The sequence below is a fragment of the Bradyrhizobium sp. WD16 genome (assembly GCF_024181725.1).
Classification (GTDB): domain Bacteria; phylum Pseudomonadota; class Alphaproteobacteria; order Rhizobiales; family Xanthobacteraceae; genus Bradyrhizobium_A.
Map to the genome: position 1 here is coordinate 5,708,846 of NZ_CP028908.1, position 22,818 is coordinate 5,731,663.

Annotated in this window: 19 protein-coding genes; 13 read left to right on the top strand and 6 right to left on the bottom strand. The window is 64.9% G+C overall.

Translation table 11 applies throughout. The features are described from left to right. Positions 1–44: 44 nt before the first annotated feature. Positions 45–689, bottom strand: coding sequence for a peptidoglycan-binding domain-containing protein (locus DB459_RS26350; RefSeq protein WP_253710145.1), 645 nt, complete (start codon positions 687–689; stop codon positions 45–47). Continuing rightward, positions 682–2,505: an ATP-binding protein gene (locus DB459_RS26355; RefSeq protein ID WP_253710149.1), complete on the bottom strand. Its 1,824-nt coding sequence runs from the start codon at positions 2,503–2,505 to the stop codon at positions 682–684. Before DB459_RS26355 ends, DB459_RS26350 begins: the two co-directional genes overlap by 8 nt. A gap of 406 nt (positions 2,506–2,911) precedes the next feature. On the opposite strand from DB459_RS26355, the gene DB459_RS26360 reads away from it, so the two are divergent. After that, positions 2,912–3,304 carry a DUF5330 domain-containing protein gene (locus tag DB459_RS26360; RefSeq protein ID WP_253710152.1) on the top strand — a complete coding sequence of 131 codons (393 nt, stop codon included), beginning with the start codon at positions 2,912–2,914 and terminating at the stop codon, positions 3,302–3,304. Positions 3,305–3,734: 430 nt separating this feature from the next. Next, complete coding sequence (locus DB459_RS26365) at positions 3,735–4,160, top strand: SufE family protein (RefSeq protein WP_253710155.1); 426 nt, start codon at positions 3,735–3,737, stop codon at positions 4,158–4,160. Between the two features lie 25 nt (positions 4,161–4,185). Here the strand turns inward: DB459_RS26365 and DB459_RS26370 are convergent, their stop codons facing one another. Together DB459_RS26370 and DB459_RS26375 are read right to left on the bottom strand one after the other, a co-directional pair. After that, complete coding sequence (locus DB459_RS26370) at positions 4,186–4,599, bottom strand: MucR family transcriptional regulator (protein WP_253710158.1); 414 nt, start codon at positions 4,597–4,599, stop codon at positions 4,186–4,188. 205 nt (positions 4,600–4,804) lie between these two features. Then, on the bottom strand, positions 4,805–5,584 hold the full coding sequence (locus DB459_RS26375) for a DUF308 domain-containing protein (RefSeq protein WP_253710161.1): 780 nt from the start codon (positions 5,582–5,584) through the stop codon (positions 4,805–4,807). Positions 5,585–5,957: 373 nt separating this feature from the next. Between DB459_RS26375 and DB459_RS26380 the strand changes: the two genes are divergently transcribed. Together DB459_RS26380 and DB459_RS26385 are read left to right on the top strand one after the other, a co-directional pair. Then, positions 5,958–7,607 carry a glycosyltransferase family 39 protein gene (locus DB459_RS26380; RefSeq protein WP_253710163.1) on the top strand — a complete coding sequence of 550 codons (1,650 nt, stop codon included), beginning with the start codon at positions 5,958–5,960 and terminating at the stop codon, positions 7,605–7,607. A gap of 125 nt (positions 7,608–7,732) precedes the next feature. Then, positions 7,733–8,512, top strand: coding sequence for a class II aldolase/adducin family protein (locus DB459_RS26385; protein WP_253710166.1), 780 nt, complete (start codon positions 7,733–7,735; stop codon positions 8,510–8,512). A 366-nt stretch (positions 8,513–8,878) separates the two neighbouring features. Here DB459_RS26385 and DB459_RS26390 read toward each other — a convergent pair whose 3' ends face one another. Both DB459_RS26390 and DB459_RS26395 read right to left on the bottom strand, forming a co-directional pair. Then, the gene (locus DB459_RS26390) at positions 8,879–10,303 is read right to left on the bottom strand and encodes a M20/M25/M40 family metallo-hydrolase (protein ID WP_253710168.1); all 1,425 of its coding nucleotides are present in this window, start codon (positions 10,301–10,303) and stop codon (positions 8,879–8,881) included. 96 nt (positions 10,304–10,399) lie between these two features. Continuing rightward, positions 10,400–11,965 carry a helicase HerA-like C-terminal domain-containing protein gene (locus tag DB459_RS26395; RefSeq protein WP_253710171.1) on the bottom strand — a complete coding sequence of 522 codons (1,566 nt, stop codon included), beginning with the start codon at positions 11,963–11,965 and terminating at the stop codon, positions 10,400–10,402. 353 nt (positions 11,966–12,318) lie between these two features. On the opposite strand from DB459_RS26395, the gene DB459_RS26400 reads away from it, so the two are divergent. The 9 genes from DB459_RS26400 to DB459_RS26440 all read left to right on the top strand — a co-directional run bounded on the left by DB459_RS26400 (position 12,319) and on the right by DB459_RS26440 (position 22,734). Next, the gene (locus DB459_RS26400) at positions 12,319–12,687 is read left to right on the top strand and encodes a DUF2267 domain-containing protein (protein WP_253710174.1); all 369 of its coding nucleotides are present in this window, start codon (positions 12,319–12,321) and stop codon (positions 12,685–12,687) included. Between the two features lie 109 nt (positions 12,688–12,796). Further along, positions 12,797–13,204 carry a DUF4332 domain-containing protein gene (locus DB459_RS26405; RefSeq protein ID WP_253710176.1) on the top strand — a complete coding sequence of 136 codons (408 nt, stop codon included), beginning with the start codon at positions 12,797–12,799 and terminating at the stop codon, positions 13,202–13,204. A 454-nt stretch (positions 13,205–13,658) separates the two neighbouring features. Then, positions 13,659–14,519: a dihydropteroate synthase gene (folP, locus tag DB459_RS26410; RefSeq protein ID WP_253710179.1), complete on the top strand. Its 861-nt coding sequence runs from the start codon at positions 13,659–13,661 to the stop codon at positions 14,517–14,519. Then, positions 14,516–14,899, top strand: a complete 384-nt coding sequence (gene folB, locus DB459_RS26415) for a dihydroneopterin aldolase (RefSeq protein WP_253710183.1) — start codon at positions 14,516–14,518, stop codon at positions 14,897–14,899. The genes folP and folB overlap by 4 nt, the downstream gene beginning before the upstream one ends. Positions 14,900–14,903: 4 nt before the next feature. Continuing rightward, positions 14,904–15,395: a 2-amino-4-hydroxy-6-hydroxymethyldihydropteridine diphosphokinase gene (gene folK / locus DB459_RS26420; RefSeq protein WP_253710186.1), complete on the top strand. Its 492-nt coding sequence runs from the start codon at positions 14,904–14,906 to the stop codon at positions 15,393–15,395. A gap of 92 nt (positions 15,396–15,487) precedes the next feature. Continuing rightward, positions 15,488–17,350 (top strand): methylmalonyl-CoA mutase subunit beta, encoded by a 1,863-nt coding sequence (locus tag DB459_RS26425; RefSeq protein WP_253710188.1) that lies wholly within the window; start codon positions 15,488–15,490, stop codon positions 17,348–17,350. Between the two features lie 2 nt (positions 17,351–17,352). Continuing rightward, positions 17,353–19,506 carry a methylmalonyl-CoA mutase gene (gene scpA, locus DB459_RS26430; protein ID WP_253710192.1) on the top strand — a complete coding sequence of 718 codons (2,154 nt, stop codon included), beginning with the start codon at positions 17,353–17,355 and terminating at the stop codon, positions 19,504–19,506. 72 nt (positions 19,507–19,578) lie between these two features. Beyond that, positions 19,579–20,358, top strand: coding sequence for a DUF3298 domain-containing protein (locus DB459_RS26435; protein ID WP_371926824.1), 780 nt, complete (start codon positions 19,579–19,581; stop codon positions 20,356–20,358). A 405-nt stretch (positions 20,359–20,763) separates the two neighbouring features. Further along, positions 20,764–22,734, top strand: a complete 1,971-nt coding sequence (locus tag DB459_RS26440) for a tetratricopeptide repeat protein (RefSeq protein WP_253710195.1) — start codon at positions 20,764–20,766, stop codon at positions 22,732–22,734. Positions 22,735–22,818: the final 84 nt, after the last annotated feature.

A 22,818-nucleotide genomic window follows, 5' to 3' on the forward strand; every position in this document is an offset into this window, starting at 1 on the left:
GCTCGGAACCCGGGCACGGCGTTACCGCAATGCCGTCGGTCCGCTCACTCGATGCTGCGGCCAGTGACGACGCCGAGTTCACGCACGAGCCGGTCCGAGATCTGGCCGGTGACCGGCAGTTTGCGTTCGCGCTCGAAGCGCTGGATCGCCACCGTCGTATCGGCGCCGACGATACCGGTCGGCTTGAGCTGGCCGTAACCGAACTCGGTCAGCGCCCGCTGCACGACCATGGTCCGCCGGTTCGAGACGATCAGATCGCCAACCGGATCGTTGTGCGCCGGCGCCGCCGCGCTCGATCGCGGCGCGGGAGCGGCGCGAACAGGCTCTGCCGGACGGACAGGCTCGGCGGCCTTGGGATCGGCCTCGACCGGCCGCGGTCGCGGCAGCGGATTGGCGGCGGGAGCGACCGCCTGCGGCACGGCCGGGACGACGAATTTCACTGCTGGCACGTCCGCCGGAAACGGCGTGTTGAACATCGGCGCGGGGTGATGGCCCCGCTGCATGAACAGCGCGTTGCCGATGATCGCGATGATGCCGGCCGCAGCGACGATACCCGCCACGGTGTCCTTCGGACTGTGCAGCAGGACGCGCAGCACCAGATTGCGCTCGACGTCCACGTCGGCGGCCGTCGCCTTGCTCCTGCGGCGGCGCGGGGCGTCTTCGTCGTCGATCACAATCGCTTTAGGCACTTCGCTTGACCTGCAAGGTTTGCGGCTCCTGGCGCGCGGGCGGCGTCAGAGGCATGACATTGGTGGGCCGATCCTGGACCGGCGGGGTGGCGACCAGCGGCAGCGCGACGGTCACAGTCGTGCCTTCATCGAGCTTGCTGGCGAATGTCATCTCGCCGCCGTGGAGCGACACGAGACTCTTGACGATGGACAGCCCGAGGCCGGTGCCCTCGTGACGGCGCTGGAAGGTCTTGCCGGCCTGGAAGAACGGATCGCCGATGCGCTTGAGATCATCGCCGGAGACTCCGACGCCGGTGTCGGCGACCGTCACCACCAGCCGCGTGCCATCAACCCTGGACGAGACGGTGACCACGCCGCCTCGCTCGGTGAACTTGATGGCGTTTGAAACCAGGTTGAGCATGATCTGCTTGAAGGCCCGAGCATCGCCGACGATCTCCGGCAGGTCATCGGGAATTCGGGTGCGCAGGTCAAGGCCGCTCTCGCGTGCCTTGAGCGCAAGCAGGTTGCAGCAGCCGAGGATCGCTTCGCGCGCCGTGAACGGCTGCAGCGAGATCTCGAAATTGCCGGCCTCCATCTTCGACATGTCGAGGATGCCGTTGACGACCTCGAGCAGGTGCTGCCCCGACTCGTTGATCAGGCCGGCATATTCCTTCCGCCGCGTCGCCGGCAGCAGCAGTTCGTCTTCGCGGGAGATCATGTCGGAGAAGCCGATGATCGCGTTGAGCGGCGTGCGCAGCTCGTGGCTCATGGTGGCGAGGAATCGCGTCTTGGCGGCGTCGGCGCGCTCGGCCTCCTGACGCGCGGCGAGCAGCGCCTCCTCGTGACTCTTGCGCTCGGTGATGTCGCGCATCACCGCCACGATCTCGACGTCGTCGCCGCCCGGTCCCTCCGTCGTCTCGCCGGGCGCGCGGATGAGGGGACGGCAACGCATCTCCACCCAGATGAAATCGGATCCCCGCGGCAGCTCGCGGCGAAGGCGGAATTCAACGCTCTGCGGCTCGCTTCCCCGCGCCGCCTCGGAGAGCGCCCTGAGATAGGCCGGGCGGTCGGCGACATGGACACGATCGAACAGGCCATGACCGACGAGGCGCGCCAGAGGCAGCCCGATCATCGCTTCCGCCGCCGGCGAAATGAACTGCACGGCGCCGTTGCGCCGATGACGGGAGATCACGTCCATCATGTTCAGCGCCAGGAGACGGAATCGCTCCTCCTCGGCCTTCAGGAGGCGGCTGCCGGTTCTTGCCAGCGAAAAGGCGCTGAAGGCCAGCGTCGCGCCGAACAGCGTGGCGGAGACGATGCCGATCGCAACGAAAGCCTGAGCGTTCTGCGGCTGGACGTTGGAGGCCGGCAGCAGATCGAAAACGCCGAGCCCGATCAGCGCGGCGGCGCAGGCCAGCGCCAGCGCCACGGCGATGCCCACCACCCGCCGCGACGCCGACAGCGCGGCTTCCAGCGGCATCACCACCAGCCAGACCGCGGCGAAGGAGGCGATACCGCCGCTGTTGATCGCGACCGCCATGATCATGGCCGCGAGCGCTAGCGACGACAGCACATGGGCGCTTTCGTAGCGGCCGGTCCGCGACAGAAAATAGGTGATGAGGATCGGCGCGGTCAGCCAGGCATAGATCGCGACTTCGATCTCGGCCGGCGTTCCGCGAAAGGCCAGGTAGACCGGCAGCGACGCAAGCGCCAGCAGGCTGCCGAGCAGACGCGGCGCGATGAACGCGCGATGGCGTGCGCTGGTCATCGGGTCGCGGCGCGCCGACGGATGGAGCTGCGCGTCCAGATAGTCTTTCAGTCTGCTCAGAAGTGTCACTTTGTACTCGCGCTGCGGCGTCATAACCCCAAAACGACGCGCCGGAACGCCCCCGCTTTTGTCGGAGGATCGTGTCAGAGCGAGTTTAAGCGAACGCTAAGAGGAAGGATTGCGGCACGGCAGAGCGAGCGATAACGGCAAACTCGCCGGTCAAATGCCGCCTATTCGGCCGCCATGGTGAATATGAAGTTTCCGGCGGCGGGATCTTATGGTTTCGAAATGGTGGACGACAGCGCCGCGGGCCGACGCCGTGAAAAAAGACCAACGGCGCAAGCAAAAATTTACGGAAGATTCCAATCGATCGAATTTTAGATATCGATCAAACCGGGAATTCATCCGCCGCTGTTAGCCTGCCAAGAGATTGCGAGTTCAATCGCAACGGATGACTGACAGGACGGGTAGCAAGATGTTTTTCCTTCTTCGCATGGCATTCTGGCTCGGGCTCGTGCTCGTGCTGCTGCCGACCGACAAGACCACATCGGATGCGGACAAGGCGCCTCAGGTGGCGGCGTCCGACGCGATTTCCGCCGCGACGGCGGCCGTATCGGACATGAGCCAGTTCTGCAGCCGGCAGCCCACGGCCTGCGCCGTCGGCGGCCAGGCTGCCACCGTGATCGGCCATCGCGCGCAGGCGGGCGCCAAGAAGCTCTATAACATCATCACCGAGAAGCGACCGCCCGATCACACCGGCTCGATCGGCACCATCGAGACGAGCCGTGCCGGCAGCGACACCCTGAGCCCGGTCGATCTCGACATTCCGTGGCGCGGGCCGGCCGGGCCGGGTTCCCGGAACGGCTGACCAGGCGATCTCGCTAGTGCGATGGATCTGACGCTCGTTTCAGCATCGCAGCAAATTCGTCGTACGAGCGTCAGATCCAAAACCGCACTAGAATCATATTGATGCTAGTGTCCCTTGGTTTCCAACGTTCGTAGAAGCGCCTGCTGCAATGGGATACGAACGTTGGAAACGGGACACTAGTGTCCTGTCTCCGAATTACCGCTTCATTTGCCTCACCCTCGCACGGTAATTCGGAGACATCGGGATGCTTATGTCTCGCAATTGCCTACGAGAGGGTTGCCGCGAAGGCGGTAGGCAATTGCGAGACGCCACACTAGAGCCTTTCGCGAGAGAACGCTCTAACGCCCCGCGGCGGGCTCGGGCGCCCGTTCGGCCTCGCTTTCGTGGACCTCCGTCCTTATATGGTGGTCGGAATCGGACGCGGGACACGATGACCATCGACGAGATCAGGGACAATTTCGCGCTGCTGGAGGACTGGGACGATCGCTATCGCTATGTGATCGAGCTCGGACGAACCCTGGAGCCGATGAGCGAGGCGGAGCACTCGGCCGCCAACAAGGTCAACGGCTGCGCCAGCCAGGTCTGGCTGTCGCGCAACGTCACCACGGACGGTTCCGGAGCGCCGCTCCTGCATTACGTCGGCGACAGTGACGCTCACATCGTCCGCGGGCTGATCGCGATCCTTCTCGCGCTCTATTCGGACAAGCCGGCCCGGCAGATTATCGATACCGACGCGCTCGCGGTATTTGCGGAACTCGGCCTCGGCGAGCACCTCACCCCGCAACGTTCCAACGGCTTCCGCGCCATGGTCGAACGTATCCGGCGTGACGCCAGGGCGCTCCTCGCCGACGCCTGAGGTCCGGTCCGGCGCAGGGCGAACCTCAACGACGGCGGCGCCGTTGCTGACCGAGCCCCATCTTCTTGGCGAGCTGCGAGCGCGCTACGGCGTAGCTCGGGGCCACCATCGGATAATCCGGCGGCAGCCCCCATTTCTCCCGGTATTGCTCCGGAGTCATGTTGTACTGCGTCCGCAGATGGCGCTTCAGAGACTTGAACTTCTTGCCGTCTTCCAGACAGACCAGATAGTCGGAAGTCATCGACTTCTTCACCGGCACAGCCGGTTTGGTCGGCTCCGGCGCGGTCTCCGCCTGGCCGCCCGACAACCGCACCAGGGCGCCGTGAATCTGGCTGATCAGCGCCGGCAACTCCGATGCAGGCGTGGTGTTGTTGCTGACATACGCCGACACGATGTTCGCGGTCAGGTCGATGAAGGTCTTGGGGGCCGCGTCGCTCATTGCCTGTCTCTTTCGTCCAGCTTCGTCCAGCCCGTCTATCACTCGCACGGAGGACCTGAAGCTCGGGCTGCAATGGATCCGAACGTCAGCACCAGGACATCAGCAATCGTCAGCCCCATGCCGATCCGAGCACCGGCCCGCAGCGGCGGATTATGGCGACATCGCCCCTGAAAACAAGGACGGGGCCGCGAGGGCCCCGGCCCGATCAACCGCGCTGCTCGAGGTGGACGCGCAGATCGTCGATCGAGGCGAAGCGGATCATGCCTTCGGGCAGTTGCGCCTCGATCGAGCCGTCGGAATAGAGCGTGTAGGCCATGCCGTCGACGACGCCGGATTTGAGAATGGTCACCGGGGGCGCCTCGGCCGGGCGCCGAATCGGCGGCGGCGGCTTGGGCTCCTCCTGGCCGGCCGCCCGGGACGGCCGCGGCGGCTCGGAGCGCGAGCGGTCCGCCGACGGCCATGCGTCGTCGAAGGTGACCCGGGTTTCAACCACTGCAGATGTTCCCGCGTCGTCCCCATTCGTTTCGGCGCCTTCGTCGCCGGCCTGATTACGGTCGCGCTTCGATGACATGAAAAGCAGGTTGCGACGGCGCTTGGGCGGCTCCGACGCGGCAGCCGGCTCGGGCTCGGGAGCGGACGCCACCGGGAGCTCCGGTTCGGCAGTCGCACGGCCTCGGCCGGGCACCTCATTGAGCCAGGGTGGCGGTGGCGCGGCACCGGTGGTCCGGGCGGCGGCGGTCGACGCAAATGCCTCCGACGGCCCCGCCTGGTGCGGCGCAGCGCCTGCAGACAGCGCAGCCGCCACGGCACGCAGCTCGCGGACGACGAGGCCGAGCGCGATCAGGATCAGGCCGCTACCGATGCCGACCACCCCCGACAGGATCAGGGTATTGCCGAAGGAGAATTCCTTGACCGGAAAACCAAAACCGATCGCGAGTAGTCCGGCGACGAAAACGACCGCCCCGGTCAATACCAGCCCCAGCATCACTCACTCCACTCGCCATCGCCCCCGCGACGGCCTCCTGCCACGATACCGTCATACTGGCGGGATCGCCATCCGACAAATACGCGTCGATATGTTCCGCGCCAGCCCGTAATCGAAACGATTCACACTGTTTAACGGCGTTACCGGGGCGACGGGCCGGCCCGCGTCCGGATGGGTCGCCAGTGCCAGATTCACCCCACGGGCCAAAAACTGAACATCCGTTAATCTGACCCCAGTTAAATTATTGCAATCGAAAGGGAAATTGCGCCACAATTGGCAATTATCCGAGGAGTGATCCGCGCTATATTGCCGGGGAACAAGAGGAAGCAGCACCGCAGCCGCGGTGCCGGGGATTGCTGGGTCCGACGGCCACATGTCATCGATAACGACCTCCGCCATTGAGACGCCGCAGCGGCGTTCGATCGAACTGCTTTGTGACGACCTCGCCTGGATCGTTCTCGGCGGCGTGGTGATCGTCGCCGGCCTGACGTTTCAGGATTACGGCCTCGGCTGGGACGACTACACCCACGCGGAATACGCCGATCTCCTGCTCAAGATGTACGGGTCGGGTTTCAAGGACGTCAGCGCGCTCTCCTTCGCCAATCTCTACATGTATGGCGGCGGCTTCGACATGGCGGCGGCGCTGCTCCACAAGATCGTTCCGTTCGAACTGTTCGAGACCCGGCGTCTGCTCGGCGCCCTCGTCGGCATCATCGGTCTCGCCGTCACCTGGCGGCTGGGGCGACGCGTCGGCGGTCCAATCGCCGGGCTCGCGGCCCTGCTGCTGCTGACCCTCTGCCCGATCTATTACGGGCACATGTTCATGAACCCGAAGGATGCACCCTTCGCGGTCGCCATGATCGTCCTGATGCTCGGGCTGGTGCGCCTGGCGCAGGAATATCCCCGGCCGACACCGCACACCGTCCTGATCATCGGCGTCGGCGCCGGTCTGTCGGTGGGCTCGCGGATTCTCGGCGGCCTCGCGCTGGTCTATGCGCTGGTCGGGTTCGTGCCGCTGATCTACGCGGACTTTCGCAGCCAGGGTGTACGCGAAGCCACTCATCGCTTCACCCATGTCTGCATCGTGCTGCTGCCAGGGCTCGTGCTCGGCTACGTGGTCATGGGGCTGATCTGGCCCTGGTCGGTGATCGACTTCGCCAATCCGTTCCACGCCCTGACCTACTTCTCTCATTTCTTCGAGAAGCCCTGGAAGGAGATGTTCGGCGGCGCGCTGGTCTCGGTACCGGACATGCCGTGGTCCTATCTGCCGACCCTGTTCGCGCTGCAGCTTCCTGAAGTGCTGATTGGACTGGCGGCCGCGGGCGTCGGCGGCACCGTCATGGCGCTGGCGCGGCGCGGCGTCGCGCCGCAGCGCCGAACCATTCTCCTGATGCTGACGCTCGCGGCGACGCTGCCGCTCGCGATCGCCATGGTCAAGCGGCCGGCGCTCTACAACGGCATCCGCCATTTCGTCTTCGTGGTGCCGCCGATGGCCGTGCTCGGCGGCGTCGCCTTCGCCTGGATCGTGGAGCGGATCGGCGAATACCGCCGTGGCGCCCAGGCGGCGGCGGTCGCGGTCTTCATCGGCGGGCTGGCACTGCCGCTGGCCGAAATGGTACGGCTGCATCCCTACCAGTACACGCATTTCAACCACATCGCCGGCACGGTGCGCGCCGCCGAGACCCGCTACATGCTCGACTACTGGGGGCTTGCCTTCAAGCAGGCTTCGGACGAGTTGCAGGAAGTGCTCGAGGAGCGCGACGAGGAAGCGCCGAAAGGTCGCAAGTGGAAAGTCGCGGTCTGCGGACCGCAGCGACCAGCCCAGGTGGCGCTCGGCCAGGACTTCACCATCGGCTGGGACAGCAAAGGCGCCGATTTCGCCATGACCCTCGGCGAGTTCTATTGCAAGGGGCTCACCGCGCCCGTGCTGGTGGAGATCAAGCGCGACGACGTGGTCTTCGCCCGCGTCTACGACATCCGCGGCCGCAACATCTCCGATCTGCTGGCAATCCCCGCGCCCTGAGCCACTCCTTCCGTGCGTTCGCCTGACCGCGAAAGAAAGGTCTTTCGCCCATGATCTCTATTGTGGCGGCCCCTCGGCGAAGCTAGCTTTTTCCAACCGACGATAATTCAGGGAGGAAAAAGACCATGTCACCGGCAGACGCACGCCTCAAACCGGTTCCAACCGCCATGACCGAGGCCGAGTGGAGGCAGCGGGTCAATCTCGCCGCCGCCTACCGTCTGGTCGCGCTGTTCGGCTGGGACGATCTCGTCGACACCCACATCTCGGCGCGCGTGCCGGGCCCCGAACACCACTTCCTCATCAATCCGTACGGACTGCTGTTCGAGGAGATCACTGCGTCCAGCCTCGTCAAGGTCGACCTCGACGGCAACCAGCTCACCGAAAGCGAATACAGCATCAATCCCGCCGGCTTCACCATCCATTCGGCGATTCACGAGGTCCGCGATGACGCCGGCTGCGTCCTTCACCTGCACACGCCCGACGGCACCGCTGTGGCAAGCGCGATGGAAGGGCTCTTGCCGCTCAACCAGACGGCCCAGCTCGTCACCGGCGATCTCGCTTATCACGACTACGAAGGCATCGCGCTCGACCACGACGAGCGACCGCGGATCCAGCGCGATCTCGGCACCAAGAACCACCTGCTGCTGCGCAACCACGGCACGCTGACCGTCGGCCGCTCGGTGGCTTCCGCCTTCGAGCGCATGTATCACCTGGAACGGGCCTGCACCATGCAGGTCCGCACGCGCATGCTCGGACCGACCGCCTATCCGGTCGAGGACGCGGTCGTCGCCAAGAACGAGAAGCTGGTCTCCGACCTCGACGCCATGGAGCGCCGCTCCACCCGGCTCGTCTGGCCGCCCTTGCTGCGCAAGCTCGACCGCGTCGACCCGAGCTACAAGACCTGAGCGATTGCGCAACGCCAAAAGCGTGCTATCTAATCGGCATCACCCTCTACACGATCCGGAATCAGAACGCCGCCCAATCCCGGGCGGCGTTTCAATTTGAGTGCCTGGCGAGGCCACAGAAGCAGCCACTCTTCATCGGCATGACCGCGCTTGTTGCGGGCATGCGCTCCTTAAGCGTTTCAGCGAGCAAAGACGTGGATGGCACAGCGATCCGGATCTCGCGGATCGCATTGTTTTTCAATGCCAGAAGTCGGAAACATCCGACTTCTGGGCGACAAGCCCGGCCAAGATGAAATAACGGAAGCCGCGCAGCTCGATCGTGAACCTGGTCGCGTTCGGCGAGCAGAAGTCACAACAGGCTTCCCTTTACCCCCGCGGCGCCGCCGTGAAGGCCGCCAGGATCCGCGCCCAGGAGCGGATACCCTTGTGGAAGCTGCGCAGGTCGTATTTCTCGTTCGGCGAGTGGATGTTGTCGTCGTCGAGACCGAAACCGATCAGCAGGGAGTCGAGCCCGAGCGTGCGCTTGAAATCGGCGACGATCGGGATCGAGGCGCCGGAGCCGATCAGCACCGCGTCCCTGCCCCACTCCTCGGTCAGCGCCCGCCGCGCGGCGGCGAGCGGCTTCATGCCCCAGTCGAGTGCGATCGCCGGCGCACCGGCGTGATCGGTGAACGCCGCCTTGCAGTCCGCCGGCAGGCGCGAGGTGACGAACTGACGGAACGCGGCGCGGATCTTTTCCGGATCCTGCCCCTCGACGAGACGGAAGGAGACCTTGGCCGAGGCCTCGGCGGCAATCACGGTCTTGGAGCCCTCGCCGGTATAGCCGCCGACGATGCCATTGATGTCACAGGTCGGCCGCGACGAAATCTGCTCGATCAGCAGACGGTCCTTCTCGCCGGCCGGCACCGACAGGCCGATCGGCTTGAGGAAGGTCTCCGCCGACAGATTGAGCTTCTGCCATTGGGCGAGGATGTCCGGCGGCAGATCCTTCACCCCGTCGTAGAAGCCGGGAATGGTGATGCGGCCGTTGTCGTCGTGCAGCGCGCCGAGGATTTTGGTCAGCACCCGGATCGGGTTCTGGGCGCCGCCGCCGAACACGCCGGAATGCAGATCGCGATTGGCCGCCTTGATCCGCACTTCGTCATAGACGAGGCCGCGCAGCGAGGTGGTGATCGCCGGCGTCTCGGGATCCCACATACCGGTGTCGCAGACCACGATGAAGTCGGCGGCGAGCTCCGCCTTGTGCTTTTTGAGGAACGGTCCGAAATTCTTCGACCCGATCTCTTCCTCGCCCTCGATCAGGAAGGTGACGTTGATCGGCAGCTTGCCGGTGACCGACTTCCAGGCGCGGCAGGCCTCGACGAAGGTCATGAGCTGCCCCTTGTCGTCCTCGGCGCCGCGCGCCACGATGATCATGCGGCCATCGGCGTGATCGGTCACCACCGGCTCAAAGGGCGGCCGTTTCCACAGGTCGAGCGGATCGACCGGTTGAACATCGTAATGCCCATAGAACAGCACATGCGGCGCGCCGGGCTCCGGCGCCTCGAGCCGGGCGATGATGGCCGGCAGGCCATCGGTGGGGCGAACCTCGGCCTTGAAGCCGAGCGAGCCGATGTCCCTGGCGAGATGCTCGGCGGCGAGGCGGCAATCCGCCGCGAAGGCGGGATCGGCGGAAATCGATTTGATGCGCAACAGCGCGAACAACCGCTCCAGACTATTGTCGAAATCGGCATCGACATGGTCGAGGACCGCGGAGAGCTGGCTGGCGGCTGCGGGCGAAACGTCGGGCATGCGAATCCATCCTTTTGGCTCCGCAATCCGCTGCGGAGCGTAGCGATGGGCATGCTACGCTGATCGGGCCGGTTCGGCTATCGCTCTCCGGGGATGTCAGCGGCGCAGCAGACTGCCCAGCGCGCCGCGGACAATGGCCCGCCCGACCGAACCGCCGACCGACCCGCCGAGCGATTTGCCGAGATCCGCGGCGACCCCGCCCGCCACCTGGTTGGTGACGGTGCGCGTGACGTCTCGGGCGATGCGCTGACCGGCGCTCAGGCGACCACGCGGCACATTGGTGCCGAAGATCGTGCCGACGATGGAACCGATCTGGGCGAGAACGCCGCCGCCATTGCCGCCGTCAGGGGCCGCCGCAGTGGCATTGACCCGCTTCTGCAGCACCTCGTAGGCGGATTCCCGGTCGATCGCGGTATCGTATTTGCCCTTCACCGGACTGCCCGCGACGATCGTCTTGCGCTCGTCCGGCGTGACCGGCCCGATCCTGCCCGAGGGCGGCCGCACCAGGATGCGCTCGACGATCGCCGGCGTGCCGTTGCCCTCGAGGAACGAGACCAGCGCCTCACCCTTGCCGAGTTCGGTGATGACCTTGGCCGTGTCCAGCTTGGGATTGGGCCGAAAGGTCTCGGCCGCGGCGGCCACTGCCTTCTGGTCACGCGGGGTGAAGGCGCGCAGCGCATGCTGCACCCGGTTTCCGAGCTGGGCCAGCACGCGATCGGGCACATCGATCGGATTCTGCGTCACGAAATAGACGCCGACGCCCTTGGAGCGGATCAGGCGCACCACCTGCTCGATCTTGTCCATCAGCGCCTTGGGCGCGTCGTTGAACAGCAGGTGCGCCTCGTCGAAGAAGAACACCAGCTTCGGCTTCGGCGGATCGCCGACTTCGGGCAGTTGCTCGAACAGTTCCGACAGCATCCACAACAGAAACGTCGCATAGAGGCGCGGGCTCTGCATCAGCTTGTCCGCGACCAGGATGTTGACCATGCCGCGACCATCGCGGTCGGTTCGCATCAGGTCGTTGAGGTCGAGCGCCGGCTCGCCGAAGAACTTCTCGCCGCCCTGGTTCTCCAGGACGAGAAGCTGACGCTGAATGGTGCCGACGGTCTGTTTCGACACGTTGCCGTATTGTGTCGTGAGTTCGTCGGCATGCTCGGCCACGAAGGCGAGGATCGAGCGCAGATCCTTCATGTCGAGCAGCAGCAGTCCCTGCTCGTCGGCGACGCGGAAGGCGATGTTGAGCACGCCTTCCTGCACGTCGTTGAGATCCATCATGCGCGACAGCAGCAGTGGCCCCATTTCGGAAACGGTCGCCCGCACCGGATGGCCCAGCTCGCCGAAAACGTCCCAAAATATAGTCGAGAACTGGTCCGGCTGGAACTTGCTGAGGCCGACATCCTGGGCACGCTTCACCAGGAAATCCTTCGCCTCGCCCGGTTCGGCGATGCCGGACAGATCACCTTTGACATCGGCGGCGAAAACCGGGACGCCGGCGCGGGCAAAGCCCTCCGCCATCACCTGCAAGGTCACCGTCTTGCCGGTGCCGGTCGCGCCGGTGACGAGGCCGTGACGATTGGCGAGCGACAGGGTCAGGACTGCCGATTGCTCGCCCTTACCGATGAAGATCGTGCTGTCGGTATCCGTTGCCGCTGCTTTGACCATCGTGCGTCTCCTTCGAACCGCTTTCCGTCTAACACAAAATCGCCGCGCGAAGACCAGCACCCTCGTTTCCGAAGTTCGTGAGGCAGTTGCTGCACTGGTTTTGCGAACTTCGGAAAGCGGGCACCGAGGTGCAAGGATTTCACTGCGCGGCAGGACAATAATGTTGGCTTGACATTGCCGCCTCGACCGCCCCGAGTTCACCAAAGTGGCCGTCGGACTTGCATCGATGCAACACTCGCCCCCTCATCGACACGAATCAATGCCGGGCCGCAGCGCAGTGCTTGAATTTTCCAGCGCAATGCTCAAGATGAATTTCAATCAAGGCGCCGGCTGAACCGGCGGAGGTGGGGCGAATGGACGAGTTGATCGAGCAGCTAGCTGCAAAAATTGGCGTTGACAAATCGGTTGCAGAGAAGGCCGTGGGTACGATCCTCGATTTTCTGCGAACCGAGGGACCCTCCGGCACAGTGCAGGTTCTGATCGACAGCATTCCTGGCGCTGCAGCAGTGGTGGAAGCCAATTCCGGCGGCGGTGGCGGATTGGGCGGACTGCTCGGCGGCGGGCTGATGGCGCTCGGCGGCAAGCTCATGGGACTCGGCCTCGGCATGGGCGAAATCCAGGGCCTTGCGCGGGAGCTTTTCAAGTTTGGCCGGGACAAGATCGGCTCGGACAAGATCGACGAGATCATTGCCGGCACACCGGGCCTGAGCCAGTTCGCCTGAGCCAGTTCACCTGAGCGCATTCATGTGAGCGCGTTCATGTCAGCCAGTCACCCGGGCGGGTTCGCCCGATCCTGTTCGCGTCGTTTTGCGTTTCTTCAGTATCGTTAGCATGACATATCCGATTGCCTTGATCGACGGGCTCACGGCCCAGGCTGCTGCCAAACTGAAATCGGTTGGAATTCGCACGACGGCCGGCCTGCTCGAGGCGGCCCGCACCCTGAAGGGGCGCAGGGCGCTGGCGGCCAAGACCGGCCTGAGCGAACAACAGTTGCTGGAATGGGCCAACATCGCCGACTGCATGCGCATCAAGGGCATGGGCAAGGCCAAGGCCGAACTGCTGCGGGCGGCGGGTGTGACCACCGTGCGGGAATTGCTTCACCGCAATCCCGAGCGGCTTGCCCAGGCAATGAAAGAGGCGAACGACAAGCGCAAGCTGGTCGGCGTTCTGCCCTCCGGCGCCTCGGTCAAACGACTGATCGAGAACGCCCGCAAACTGCCCCTCAAGATTTCCTACTGACGACTTTTGGTGATCCCGTCACGCTGAAGAGTGCCTGGTCACCGCGCGGTTCGCGCCGCGCAAGGGCCGCGGCTGCAACAGCTCGGCCGCCGGTCCCGATCCGGGCTGCCCGCTCGCGCCATGTCTGCTCGACCCTAGACTGGCCGGCCCCCGAGTGTCCCGTCTCCGAACTACCGCTTCGTTTGCCTCACCCTCGCACGGTCATTCGGAGACATCGGGACACTAGCAAAATCAAAAAGCTAGTGTCCCGTTTCCAACGTTCGTATCCCATTGCAGCAGGCGCTCATACGAGCGTTGGAAACAAGGGGACACTAGCATTATGATTCTAGTGTGGTTTTGGATCCGACGCTCGTTTGAAGAACTCGCTCCGATGCTGAAACGAGCGTCAGATCCACCACACTAGCCTGGCCGTTGGCTGCTTGACTTGAGGCGGCTGACCGCGCAAAGCCACCGCATGAGCGCACTCTCCCGTCAGACACCGGCCCGCCCCGGATCGGGGCCGGGTTTCGACCTGCAGCTTCTGCTCCAGCGGCGCACGGCGGCGGTGATGGGCATCCTCAATGTCACGCCGGACTCCTTTTCCGACGGCGGCCGCTTCGCGGCACCGGAAGCGGCTGTCGCCCAGGCGCGACGGATGATCGCCCAAGGCGCCGACCTGATCGATATCGGCGCGGAATCGACCAGGCCCTATATCGGGGCCGAGCCGGTGGACCGCGACGAGGAACTGCGGCGCCTTGAACCTGTCCTGCCTGCGGTGGTGGAACTGGGGGCGGCGGTGTCGATCGACACCATGAAGGCCTCGGTTGCCGACTGGGCCTTCGCCAATGGCGCCGCCATGGGCAACGACGTCTGGGGCTTGCAGGGAGATCCGGACATGGCCGCGGTGGTCGCGGCCCATGGCGTCCCGGTGGTGGTGATGCACAATCGCGAGAGCGTCGATCCGGCGATCGACGTCGTCGCCGACATGCTCGCGTTCTTCGAACGCAGCCTTGCGATTGCCAGCCGCGCCGGCATCCCCGCCGCGAAGATCATCCTCGATCCGGGCATCGGCTTCGGCAAGACGCAGGACCAGAGCATGATCGCGCTGGCGAAGCTCGATGCGCTGCATGCGCTCGGCTGCCCCATTCTGGTCGGCGCGTCGCGCAAACGCTTCATCGCCAGCGTGGTCCCGTCCGAACCGCAGCAGCGCCTCGGCGGCTCGCTGGCGGCGCATCTGATCGCAGTCCGCCATGGCGCCAAGATCATCCGCGCCCATGACGTCGCCGAAACCATGCAGGCGATCCGCGTCACCGCGGCCATCGAGGACCGGCAATGACCGACACCATCTTCATCCACGGCCTCCTGATCCACGCCCGCCACGGTGTGATGGAGCACGAGGCGGAGGTCGGCCAGCGCTTCGTCATCGATCTCGAATTGTCCACCGACCTCGGCGAATCCTCCCGCACCGATCGCCTCGCCGACACGGTGTCCTATGCCGACGTGGTCAAGGCCGCGAGCGCGGCGTTCGCCGGCAAGAATTACCGCCTGCTCGAACGCGCGGCCGGCGCGGTGGCGGAGGCCATCCTTGCATCCTTTCCGCGCATCAGTGCGGTCAAGGTAACGGTGCACAAGCCGCACGCCCCCATTGCCGCACTTTTCCACGATGTCGGCGTCGTCATCACCCGCAGCCGCGCGGCGGCGAAAGGGGCGGAATAGTGCCGTGGCGAACGTCCTGATCGCGCTGGGCGGCAATGTCGGCGACGTCCGCGCCACGTTCGCGCAGGCCATTCCGGCGATCGGCGACGCCGCGCAGGCGGAGCTCCTGGCGCGCTCGTCGGACTACGAGACGCCACCCTGGGGCAGGGGCGACCAGCCTGCCTACGTCAATGCCTGCATCGCCATCGCAACAAAGCTTCCACCCCGCGAGCTGCTGAGCGCATTGCAGGCGGTCGAGGCGCGGTTCGGCCGCAACCGCGCCGCCGAGACCCGCTGGGGCCCGCGCACCCTCGATCTCGACATCCTCGCCTATGACGACGTCCGGATCGATCTGCCCGGCCTGACCATTCCGCATCCCCGGCTGTTCGAACGCGCCTTTGTCCTGGTGCCGCTCGCCGAGATCGCGCCCGACCGCCCGATCGATGGCCGGACGCCGCGCGAAGCTCTCGCCGGGGTTTCAACCGTGGACATCCGCCGGCTGCCCGCGCACGGCTGAGGCGCCAAAGGGATCATTGGCAGCCCTTTCCGGGCATGGCATTTTCTGGATCATTAGAACCAGCCGACAAATCCGGGAGCCGAAACGCCGCGATGCCTTCCGACCCGCAAGACCTGTCACTCGCCGCCGAATTTCCCGCCGCCACCCGCGACGACTGGACGCGGCTCGTCGAGGGGGTGCTCAAGGGCGCCCCGCTCGAGCGCCTGACCAGCCGAACCGCCGACGGGCTGCGGATCGAGCCGATCTATCCGCGGGCGAAAGATGCTTCCGTCGTTCCTGGTCGCGGGACGGCGCAGCCCTGGCAGGTCACTCAGCGGATCGATCACACCGACGCCGCGACGGCGAACCGGCAGGCCATCTGCGACCTCGAAAACGGCGCCTCGGGGCTCGAGCTGGTGTTCGCCGCCAGCGCCTCGGCCCATGGCTTCGGCCTTCCCGCCACCGCCGCGGCACTCGAACAGGTGCTCGCCGGCATTCATCTCGATGCCGGGATCGGCATCGCCCTGTCGCTGCCGCCTGGCGGCGCCGAGCTGCCGCACGCGCTCGCCGCCCTGCTCGACCGCCGGGGTCTGACGGCCGGTGCCACCGATGTCCGCTTCGGCCTCGACCCGATCGGTGATGCCGCCCGCGCCGGCGGCGCCGCGGCGTCATGGGTGGAGAGCGCCGCCGGTTTCGCGGCGACGGCGCGCGAGATCGCCGCGCTCGGCTTCACGGCGCCCTGCGCCCTCGCCGACGGCTGCGTTGTCCACAATGCGGGCGGCTCGGAAGCGCAGGAACTCGCCTTTGTCCTGGCGAGCGGGGTTGCCTATCTGCGTGCCCTGACCGATGCGGGACTGACGATCGAGGCGGCGAGGCGCATGATCCATGCGCGCCTGAGCGCCGACGCCGATCAGTTCTTCACCCTGGCGAAATTCCGCGCCTTGCGCCTGCTCTGGGGCCACGTCGAGCGCAACTGCGGGTTGATTTGCGAGCAACTATTCGTGTCTTGCGATACTGCCTGGCGCATGCTGACCCGGCGCGATCCATACGTGAATCTGTTGCGCAGCACGATCGCCGTCTTCGCCGCCGGCCTCGGCGGCGCGAACAGCATCACGGTGCTGCCGCATACCCTGGTGCTCGGCCTGCCCGATCCCTTTGCGCGGCGCATCGCCCGCAATACCCAGCTGATCCTCCTGGAAGAATCCAATCTCGACAAGGTTACCGATCCGGCGGCAGGCTCCGGCGGTATCGAGGATCTCACCGCCCAGCTCGCCGGCGCGGCGTGGTCGCTGTTCCAGGACATCGAGCGCGCCGGCGGCGCCTTTGCCGCACTGCAATGCGGACTCCTGCAGGGCAAGATCGCCGAGGTCAGGACCGTCCGCGCCAAGGCGATCGCGCGGCGCAAGGAGGTGCTGACCGGCGCCAGTGAATTTCCAAACCTCAAGGAAGCGCCGGTCGAAGTCCTCGCCCCGTCACCGCCGCCGCCGCCATTGCCGACGCCGGCCGTCGCCTTCGCCGCGCTCGTGCCGATGCGCCTCGCCGAGCCCTTCGAGCAGCTGCGCGACCGCTCCGATGCGGTGCTCGCCGCAACCGGAGCACGGCCGGAGATCTTCCTGGCCAATCTCGGAACCCATGCGGATTTCACCGCCCGCGCCACCTTCGCCAAGAGCTTCTTCGAAGCCGGCGGCATCGAAGCGCTGGGCAGCGAAGGCGGCGATCCTGCGACGATCGGCCCGGCGTTCCGCGACAGCGGCGCCGCCCTCGTCTGCCTGTGTTCCTCGGACAAGGTCTATGCCGGCCAGGCGGTCGCCGCGGCCGAGGCGCTGCGCAAGGCCGGTGCGGTGCATATCTATCTGGCAGGCCGGCCCGGCGAGCTGGAAGCCGCGCTGCGCGCCGCCGGCGTCAGCGCCTTCATCTTTGCCGGCGACGACGCGGTCGCGACGCTGACCGCCGCCTACGAGAAACTGGGGTTGTGACCATGCGGATACCGGATTTCCAGTCCATTGCCTTCGCGCCGCCGACCCTGGCGGCCGAGGCCGCCGCCGTCGCATGGCAGACCCCGGAAGGCATTCCGGTGAAGCCGGTTTATGGTCCGGCCGATCTTGCCGGCATCGACTTCCTCGACACATGGCCGGGCATTCCGCCCTATCTGCGCGGCCCCTATCCGACCATGTACGTCAATCAGCCGTGGACCGTGCGCCAATATGCCGGCTTCTCCACGGCGGAGGATTCGAACGCTTTCTACCGCCGCAACCTCGCCGCCGGCCAGAAGGGCCTGTCGGTCGCCTTCGACCTCGCCACCCACCGCGGCTACGATTCCGATCATCCGCGCGTCTCCGGCGACGTCGGCATGGCCGGCGTGGCGATCGACTCGATCTACGACATGCGCACGCTGTTCGCAGGGATTCCGCTCGACCAGATGAGCGTGTCCATGACCATGAACGGCGCGGTGCTGCCGATCCTGGCGCTGTTCGTGGTGGCCGCCGAGGAACAGGGCGTACCGCCGGAGAAGCTGTCGGGCACCATCCAGAACGACATTCTCAAAGAATTCATGGTGCGCAACACCTACATCTATCCGCCTGCACACTCGATGCGGATCATCTCGGACATTTTCGCCTTCACCTCGCAGAAGATGCCGAAATTCAACTCGATCTCGATCTCCGGCTATCACATGCAGGAGGCTGGCGCGACGCAGGATCTCGAGCTCGCCTATACGCTCGCCGACGGCGCCGAATATGTCCGCGCCGGCGTCAACGCCGGCCTCGACATCGACCGTTTCGCGCCGCGTCTGTCCTTCTTCTGGGCGATCGGCATGAATTTTTTCATGGAAGTTGCCAAGATGCGGGCCGCCCGCCTGCTCTGGGCCAAGCTCATCAAGCCCTTCAACCCGAAGGACGCGCGCTCGCTGTCGCTGCGCACCCATTGCCAGACCTCGGGATGGTCGCTGACGGCGCAGGACGTCTTCAACAACGTCATGCGAACCACCGTCGAGGCCATGGCGGCGACCCAGGGCCACACCCAGTCCCTGCACACCAACGCGCTCGATGAGGCACTGGCCCTGCCGACCGACTTCTCCGCTCGAATCGCCCGCAACACCCAACTGTTCCTGCAGCAGGAAAGCGGCACGACCCGGATTGTAGATCCGTGGGGCGGCTCCTTCTATGTCGAACGACTGACGCGGGATCTTGCCGCCAAGGCCTGGTCACACATCCAGGAAGTCGAGGCGCTCGGCGGCATGGCAAAGGCGATCGAAGCCGGAATTCCCAAGCTGCGCATCGAGGAGGCCTCGGCAAAGACCCAGGCGCGGATCGATGCCGGCCGCCAGTCGGTGATCGGCGTCAACAAATATCGCCCCGACAATGAAGCCAGCATCGATGTGCTCAAGGTCGATAATTCGACGGTGCGCCGCCTGCAGATCGACAAGCTGACACGGCTGCGAAAGGAGCGTGACGGCGCCAAGGTCGCCGAGACGCTTGCCGCGTTGACCCGCTGCGCCGCCGAGGGCAAGGGCAACCTGCTCGCCTGCGCCATCGATGCCGCCCGCGCCAAGGCCACCGTCGGCGAAATCTCCGATGCCATGGAAAAGGTCTTCGGGCGCCATCGCGCCGAGATCAAGTCGATCACCGGGGTGTACAAACGCGAGTCTGCCGCCATGTCGAACAAGGTCGAAAAGCTGCAGCGACTGATCGAGGCATTCGAGGATGCCGAAGGACGCCGCCCGCGCATCCTGGTCGCCAAGATCGGACAGGACGGCCATGACCGCGGCCAGAAAGTGATCGCCTCCGCCTTCGCCGATGTCGGCTTCGACGTCGATATCGGGCCGCTGTTCGCGACCGCAGAGGAAGCCGCGCGCCAGGCGGTGGAGAACGATGTTCACATGCTCGGGGTCTCCTCGCTCGCCGCGGCCCACCTCACCGCAGTGCCGGAGCTCAAGGCCGCACTCAAGAAGCTCGGTCGCGACGACATCATGATCGTGGTCGGCGGCGTCATCCCGCCGCAGGATTACGATGCGCTCTATAAAGCAGGCGCCGAGGCAATCTTCCCGCCCGGCACGGTGATCGCCGACGCCGCCGAGGAGCTGATCCTCAAGCTCAACGTCCGGCTCGGGCACACGCCCGCAGCGGCCGAATAAACGAGTGGTCATTTGCCGGAACGACGTACCTTCCCCGGCGCGCCGCTCGCTTGACGATTGGATTTTGAACTGATGATTGCCAAGAGAACCATGGCGGCGCTGTTCGCCATTGCCGTTGTGACGACGCCGGCAGGCGCCGAGCCGACGGCAAAACCGGATATCACTCTCAAGACCAAAGCGGCCGAGATCAGCGTCAGCGTGGATGCGGCCATCAAGGCGGATCCCGCTCTCGCCGCCAACTGTCTGGCCGAGGGCAAGCGCTGGGCAGACAAACACCGCGGCGAGGCCGAAGAAGCGCACCGTGATGATCCGAAAATCTTCCCAAAGGACGGCTACGGCTACGAGCGCAACTACGTCACCGCCTCCGTGGTTGGGGACCGCTATGTCAGCCTGCTGCGCAAGGATTACGAATACTCTGGCGGCGCCCACCCCAACAGCTATACCGACACCATCCTGTGGGACCGCAGCGTGAAGAAGCGGATCAGCATCCGCCCCTTCTTCGCCGAGACCGCCGACAATGGTCCGACCATGAACGCCATGGTCAAAGCGATCGTCGCGGCGCTCAAGGAAGAGAAGAAGAAGCGCGATATCGAGGACAGCCCCGAGATGGACTGGTACAAGGGGATCGAGCCGAGTCTGCTCAAGCTTGGCCCGGTCAGTCTTGCGCCTTCGACCGAAGCCGGCAAAAGCTCGGGCCTGACCTTCAACTATTCGCCCTATGCGGTCGGCTCCTATGCCGAAGGCGCATATCGCGCCTTCGTGCCTTGGCAGACGCTCAAGCCCTATCTGTCGGCGGAAGGCGCAGCCATTTTCCGCGGCGAACGGCCGGCCAGCGACAAGGACGCGGACTGAGCCGAGACGACCGAACCGACACCCGCCTTCCGATCGCCTGTCGTTCAGCATCGAGAGTCAGACCACCTGAGAACGTCGTCTATCTCGAAATCGGCAACCGACAATCCGGGGTAGAGCCGAATACCCTCGCAACGACCTGAGGGCGGAACCCGGCAGCGACGGCCGATGTGTCCTCGCGCAGGATGGCCGGCCATGCTGACGCAGAACCGGCTTGCGGCATCAACATCGCTCAACTGCACCTTGTGCTCGGGGTGGAACATCGCCGGTGGTTACGTCTCGTTAACCATGAATTGACGTTTTCCGGTTAACGATGGTTAATGAACAACAATAGACGACAGAGGCGAAATGTGCGCCATTATCGACTTATGTCCCTCGAGCCGCCGTTGGCGCGGAATGGCTTGCGCGATGTCTGTCGTCGTCGCGACGCTTTTCTCGGCTCCGGTCATCGCGCAGGATGACAGCCTCTCCGGCCCTGCATGGGATTTTGCCGATCAGGCTTACAAGGCCTATGCCTCAAAAGAATATCAGCGGGCCGTCACTGCGGCGCGCGAGGCAGTGGCTCTGCGTCCTGATCTCCTCCGATTGCGCATACTTCTGATCAATTCGCTGGCTGCGGCCGGCGACTCGACGGGCGCTATCGCTGCGGCAGATGAAGCGATTGCTGCGGGCCTCGTCAATGATGAGCTCAGAAGCATTCGCGATCGGTTGAATGCTCAGATCGTTCCAGGAACTGCGGCGACGGCACCCGCTGATGCGGCCTATCAGGCCGCCGATGCCGGCTACAAGGAATTTGCCAAACGGGACTTTGCGGCCGCTATCGTTAGCGCTCGCCGAGCGGTCGCTCTCGACCCTGGTAAGGCGGCCTATTGGCTCTTGCTCATGAACGCTCTCGCTGCGGCAAATCGCGTCGCGGAGGCGGAAATCGTCGCGAACAAGGCGCTCGACCGCGCGCCGGATGACGTGAACCTGCGCCTTCAGCGCGGCTATCTCCGTCAACGCCTGGGCCGTTTCGGGCCAGCAATGGACGACCTGTCCTGGGCTTTGAAACAAAGCGGTTTGACGGCAAGCCAGAAGAGAAGCGCCAGATTAGCCTTGGCAGATGCGGCTCTTGCGGCAAAGAACCCGAAGCGCGCGCTGGACGCATTATCCCCCCTTGCAGGGGAGCGCAGCTATGATGTGGCGGCGCGTCGGGGCTTCGCGCTGCAGGCTCTCGACCGGCAGGCCGAGGCGCTGGACGCGTTCAGATCGGCGCTATTCAAGACGAGAATACCGTCAGAACGCGTCGCAATGGTTCGCGGTGAGATCTCGGCCCTTGTCGCCTTGGGACGGAAGGACGAAGCAAAAGAACGATTTGTCGCGGCTCGATCGTCGAACGACCTGAGCGGCCTAAAGAATCTCGACATGGCCTATCTCGCAAGCCAGGTCGGGGACGACGAAGTCGCTGCCGACTATTTCAGCCGGGCGGATCGGGATGGGCAGTTGAATGGCCAGGCGCTGCTAGACGCCGCGTATGTCGCAAAGCGTCGATTCGATAATAAAACAGCCGAAAGTCTCTTTAAGAGGGCCATCGACGCTCAGTCGAACGGCGAACTTGCTCTGACACCGCAGAGATTGCTGGAGGTGCGCCGCGACGTCACAAATGTCGAACGCACGTGGGGCGCTTATGCATCCCTGCTCTACAGTCCGATCGGTTTTCCGGCGTCGGGTTTGCCGGGGCCGGCACCCGGCGGCAAGACGCTGCAAGCAGGTGCTGAAATCTATTGGCGCCCGCCGGACATCGGGTATCGCAACGGCGCGACATTCGAACTGTTCGCGCGCGCCTTCGAAACGCTATATAGTAAGCCTGTCGGTGCCGTCGGCGAAGATACCATCCAGGGTAGCGCGGGTGCGCGCTGGAAGCCGTTCTCCGAGCAAAACCTTGTTTTTGAAGTGAGCCGCCTGGTTCCGATCGGCAAAGTCTCACGGTGGGATTGGCTGTTGCGCGCGGCCTATTCCAAGGCCGAAGGCGGTGATTTGCGCCTCGATACGACCCATTGGATGTATTGGCAGGTCTACGGAGAACTCGACCGCTTCACCGCAGTTCAGCAGACGCTGGCTAATGCGGAACTACGGGCCGGTCATTCGTTTCGCCTCCCCGGTTTTGACGACAAGATCGTTTTCACCCCCTTTGCGGTGGTCGGAGCAGCCTACGATTCGCTGCTACCAAGACCCGACGCTTTCGGAGCGGGCGCCGGCGCCAATCTAAGATTCTGGTTTCGTCAGGATCAATATTCAGGACCCGCATCCTATCTGGATCTGACGGCACAATATCGCTTCAAGCTGGCTGGCGACGACCGTGCCGCGGGATGGTTCGCCGGAGTGTCGGTTTCCTACTGAAGCAAGGCCTGCCCACATCCCAAAGGCGCCTATCGCGTCGACACTGAGCGCGGCTGGCCGCTTGCGGACCATCGTATCCCCGGC

Bases quoted from the DNA above. Each gene is read 5' to 3' on its own strand.
- DB459_RS26360 (WP_253710152.1), top strand. From the start codon at position 2,912: ATGTTTTTCCTTCTTCGCATGGCATTCTGGCTCGGGCTCGTGCTCGTG.
- DB459_RS26365 (WP_253710155.1), top strand. From the start codon at position 3,735: ATGACCATCGACGAGATCAGGGACAATTTCGCGCTGCTGGAGGACTGG.
- DB459_RS26370 (WP_253710158.1), bottom strand. From the start codon at position 4,599: ATGAGCGACGCGGCCCCCAAGACCTTCATCGACCTGACCGCGAACATC.
- DB459_RS26375 (WP_253710161.1), bottom strand. From the start codon at position 5,584: ATGCTGGGGCTGGTATTGACCGGGGCGGTCGTTTTCGTCGCCGGACTA.
- DB459_RS26380 (WP_253710163.1), top strand. From the start codon at position 5,958: ATGTCATCGATAACGACCTCCGCCATTGAGACGCCGCAGCGGCGTTCG.
- DB459_RS26385 (WP_253710166.1), top strand. From the start codon at position 7,733: ATGTCACCGGCAGACGCACGCCTCAAACCGGTTCCAACCGCCATGACC.
- DB459_RS26390 (WP_253710168.1), bottom strand. From the start codon at position 10,303: ATGCCCGACGTTTCGCCCGCAGCCGCCAGCCAGCTCTCCGCGGTCCTC.
- DB459_RS26395 (WP_253710171.1), bottom strand. From the start codon at position 11,965: ATGGTCAAAGCAGCGGCAACGGATACCGACAGCACGATCTTCATCGGT.
- DB459_RS26400 (WP_253710174.1), top strand. From the start codon at position 12,319: ATGGACGAGTTGATCGAGCAGCTAGCTGCAAAAATTGGCGTTGACAAA.
- DB459_RS26405 (WP_253710176.1), top strand. From the start codon at position 12,797: ATGACATATCCGATTGCCTTGATCGACGGGCTCACGGCCCAGGCTGCT.
- folP (WP_253710179.1), top strand. From the start codon at position 13,659: ATGAGCGCACTCTCCCGTCAGACACCGGCCCGCCCCGGATCGGGGCCG.
- folB (WP_253710183.1), top strand. From the start codon at position 14,516: ATGACCGACACCATCTTCATCCACGGCCTCCTGATCCACGCCCGCCAC.
- DB459_RS26425 (WP_253710188.1), top strand. From the start codon at position 15,488: ATGCCTTCCGACCCGCAAGACCTGTCACTCGCCGCCGAATTTCCCGCC.
- scpA (WP_253710192.1), top strand. From the start codon at position 17,353: ATGCGGATACCGGATTTCCAGTCCATTGCCTTCGCGCCGCCGACCCTG.
- DB459_RS26435 (WP_371926824.1), top strand. From the start codon at position 19,579: ATGATTGCCAAGAGAACCATGGCGGCGCTGTTCGCCATTGCCGTTGTG.
- DB459_RS26440 (WP_253710195.1), top strand. From the start codon at position 20,764: ATGTCTGTCGTCGTCGCGACGCTTTTCTCGGCTCCGGTCATCGCGCAG.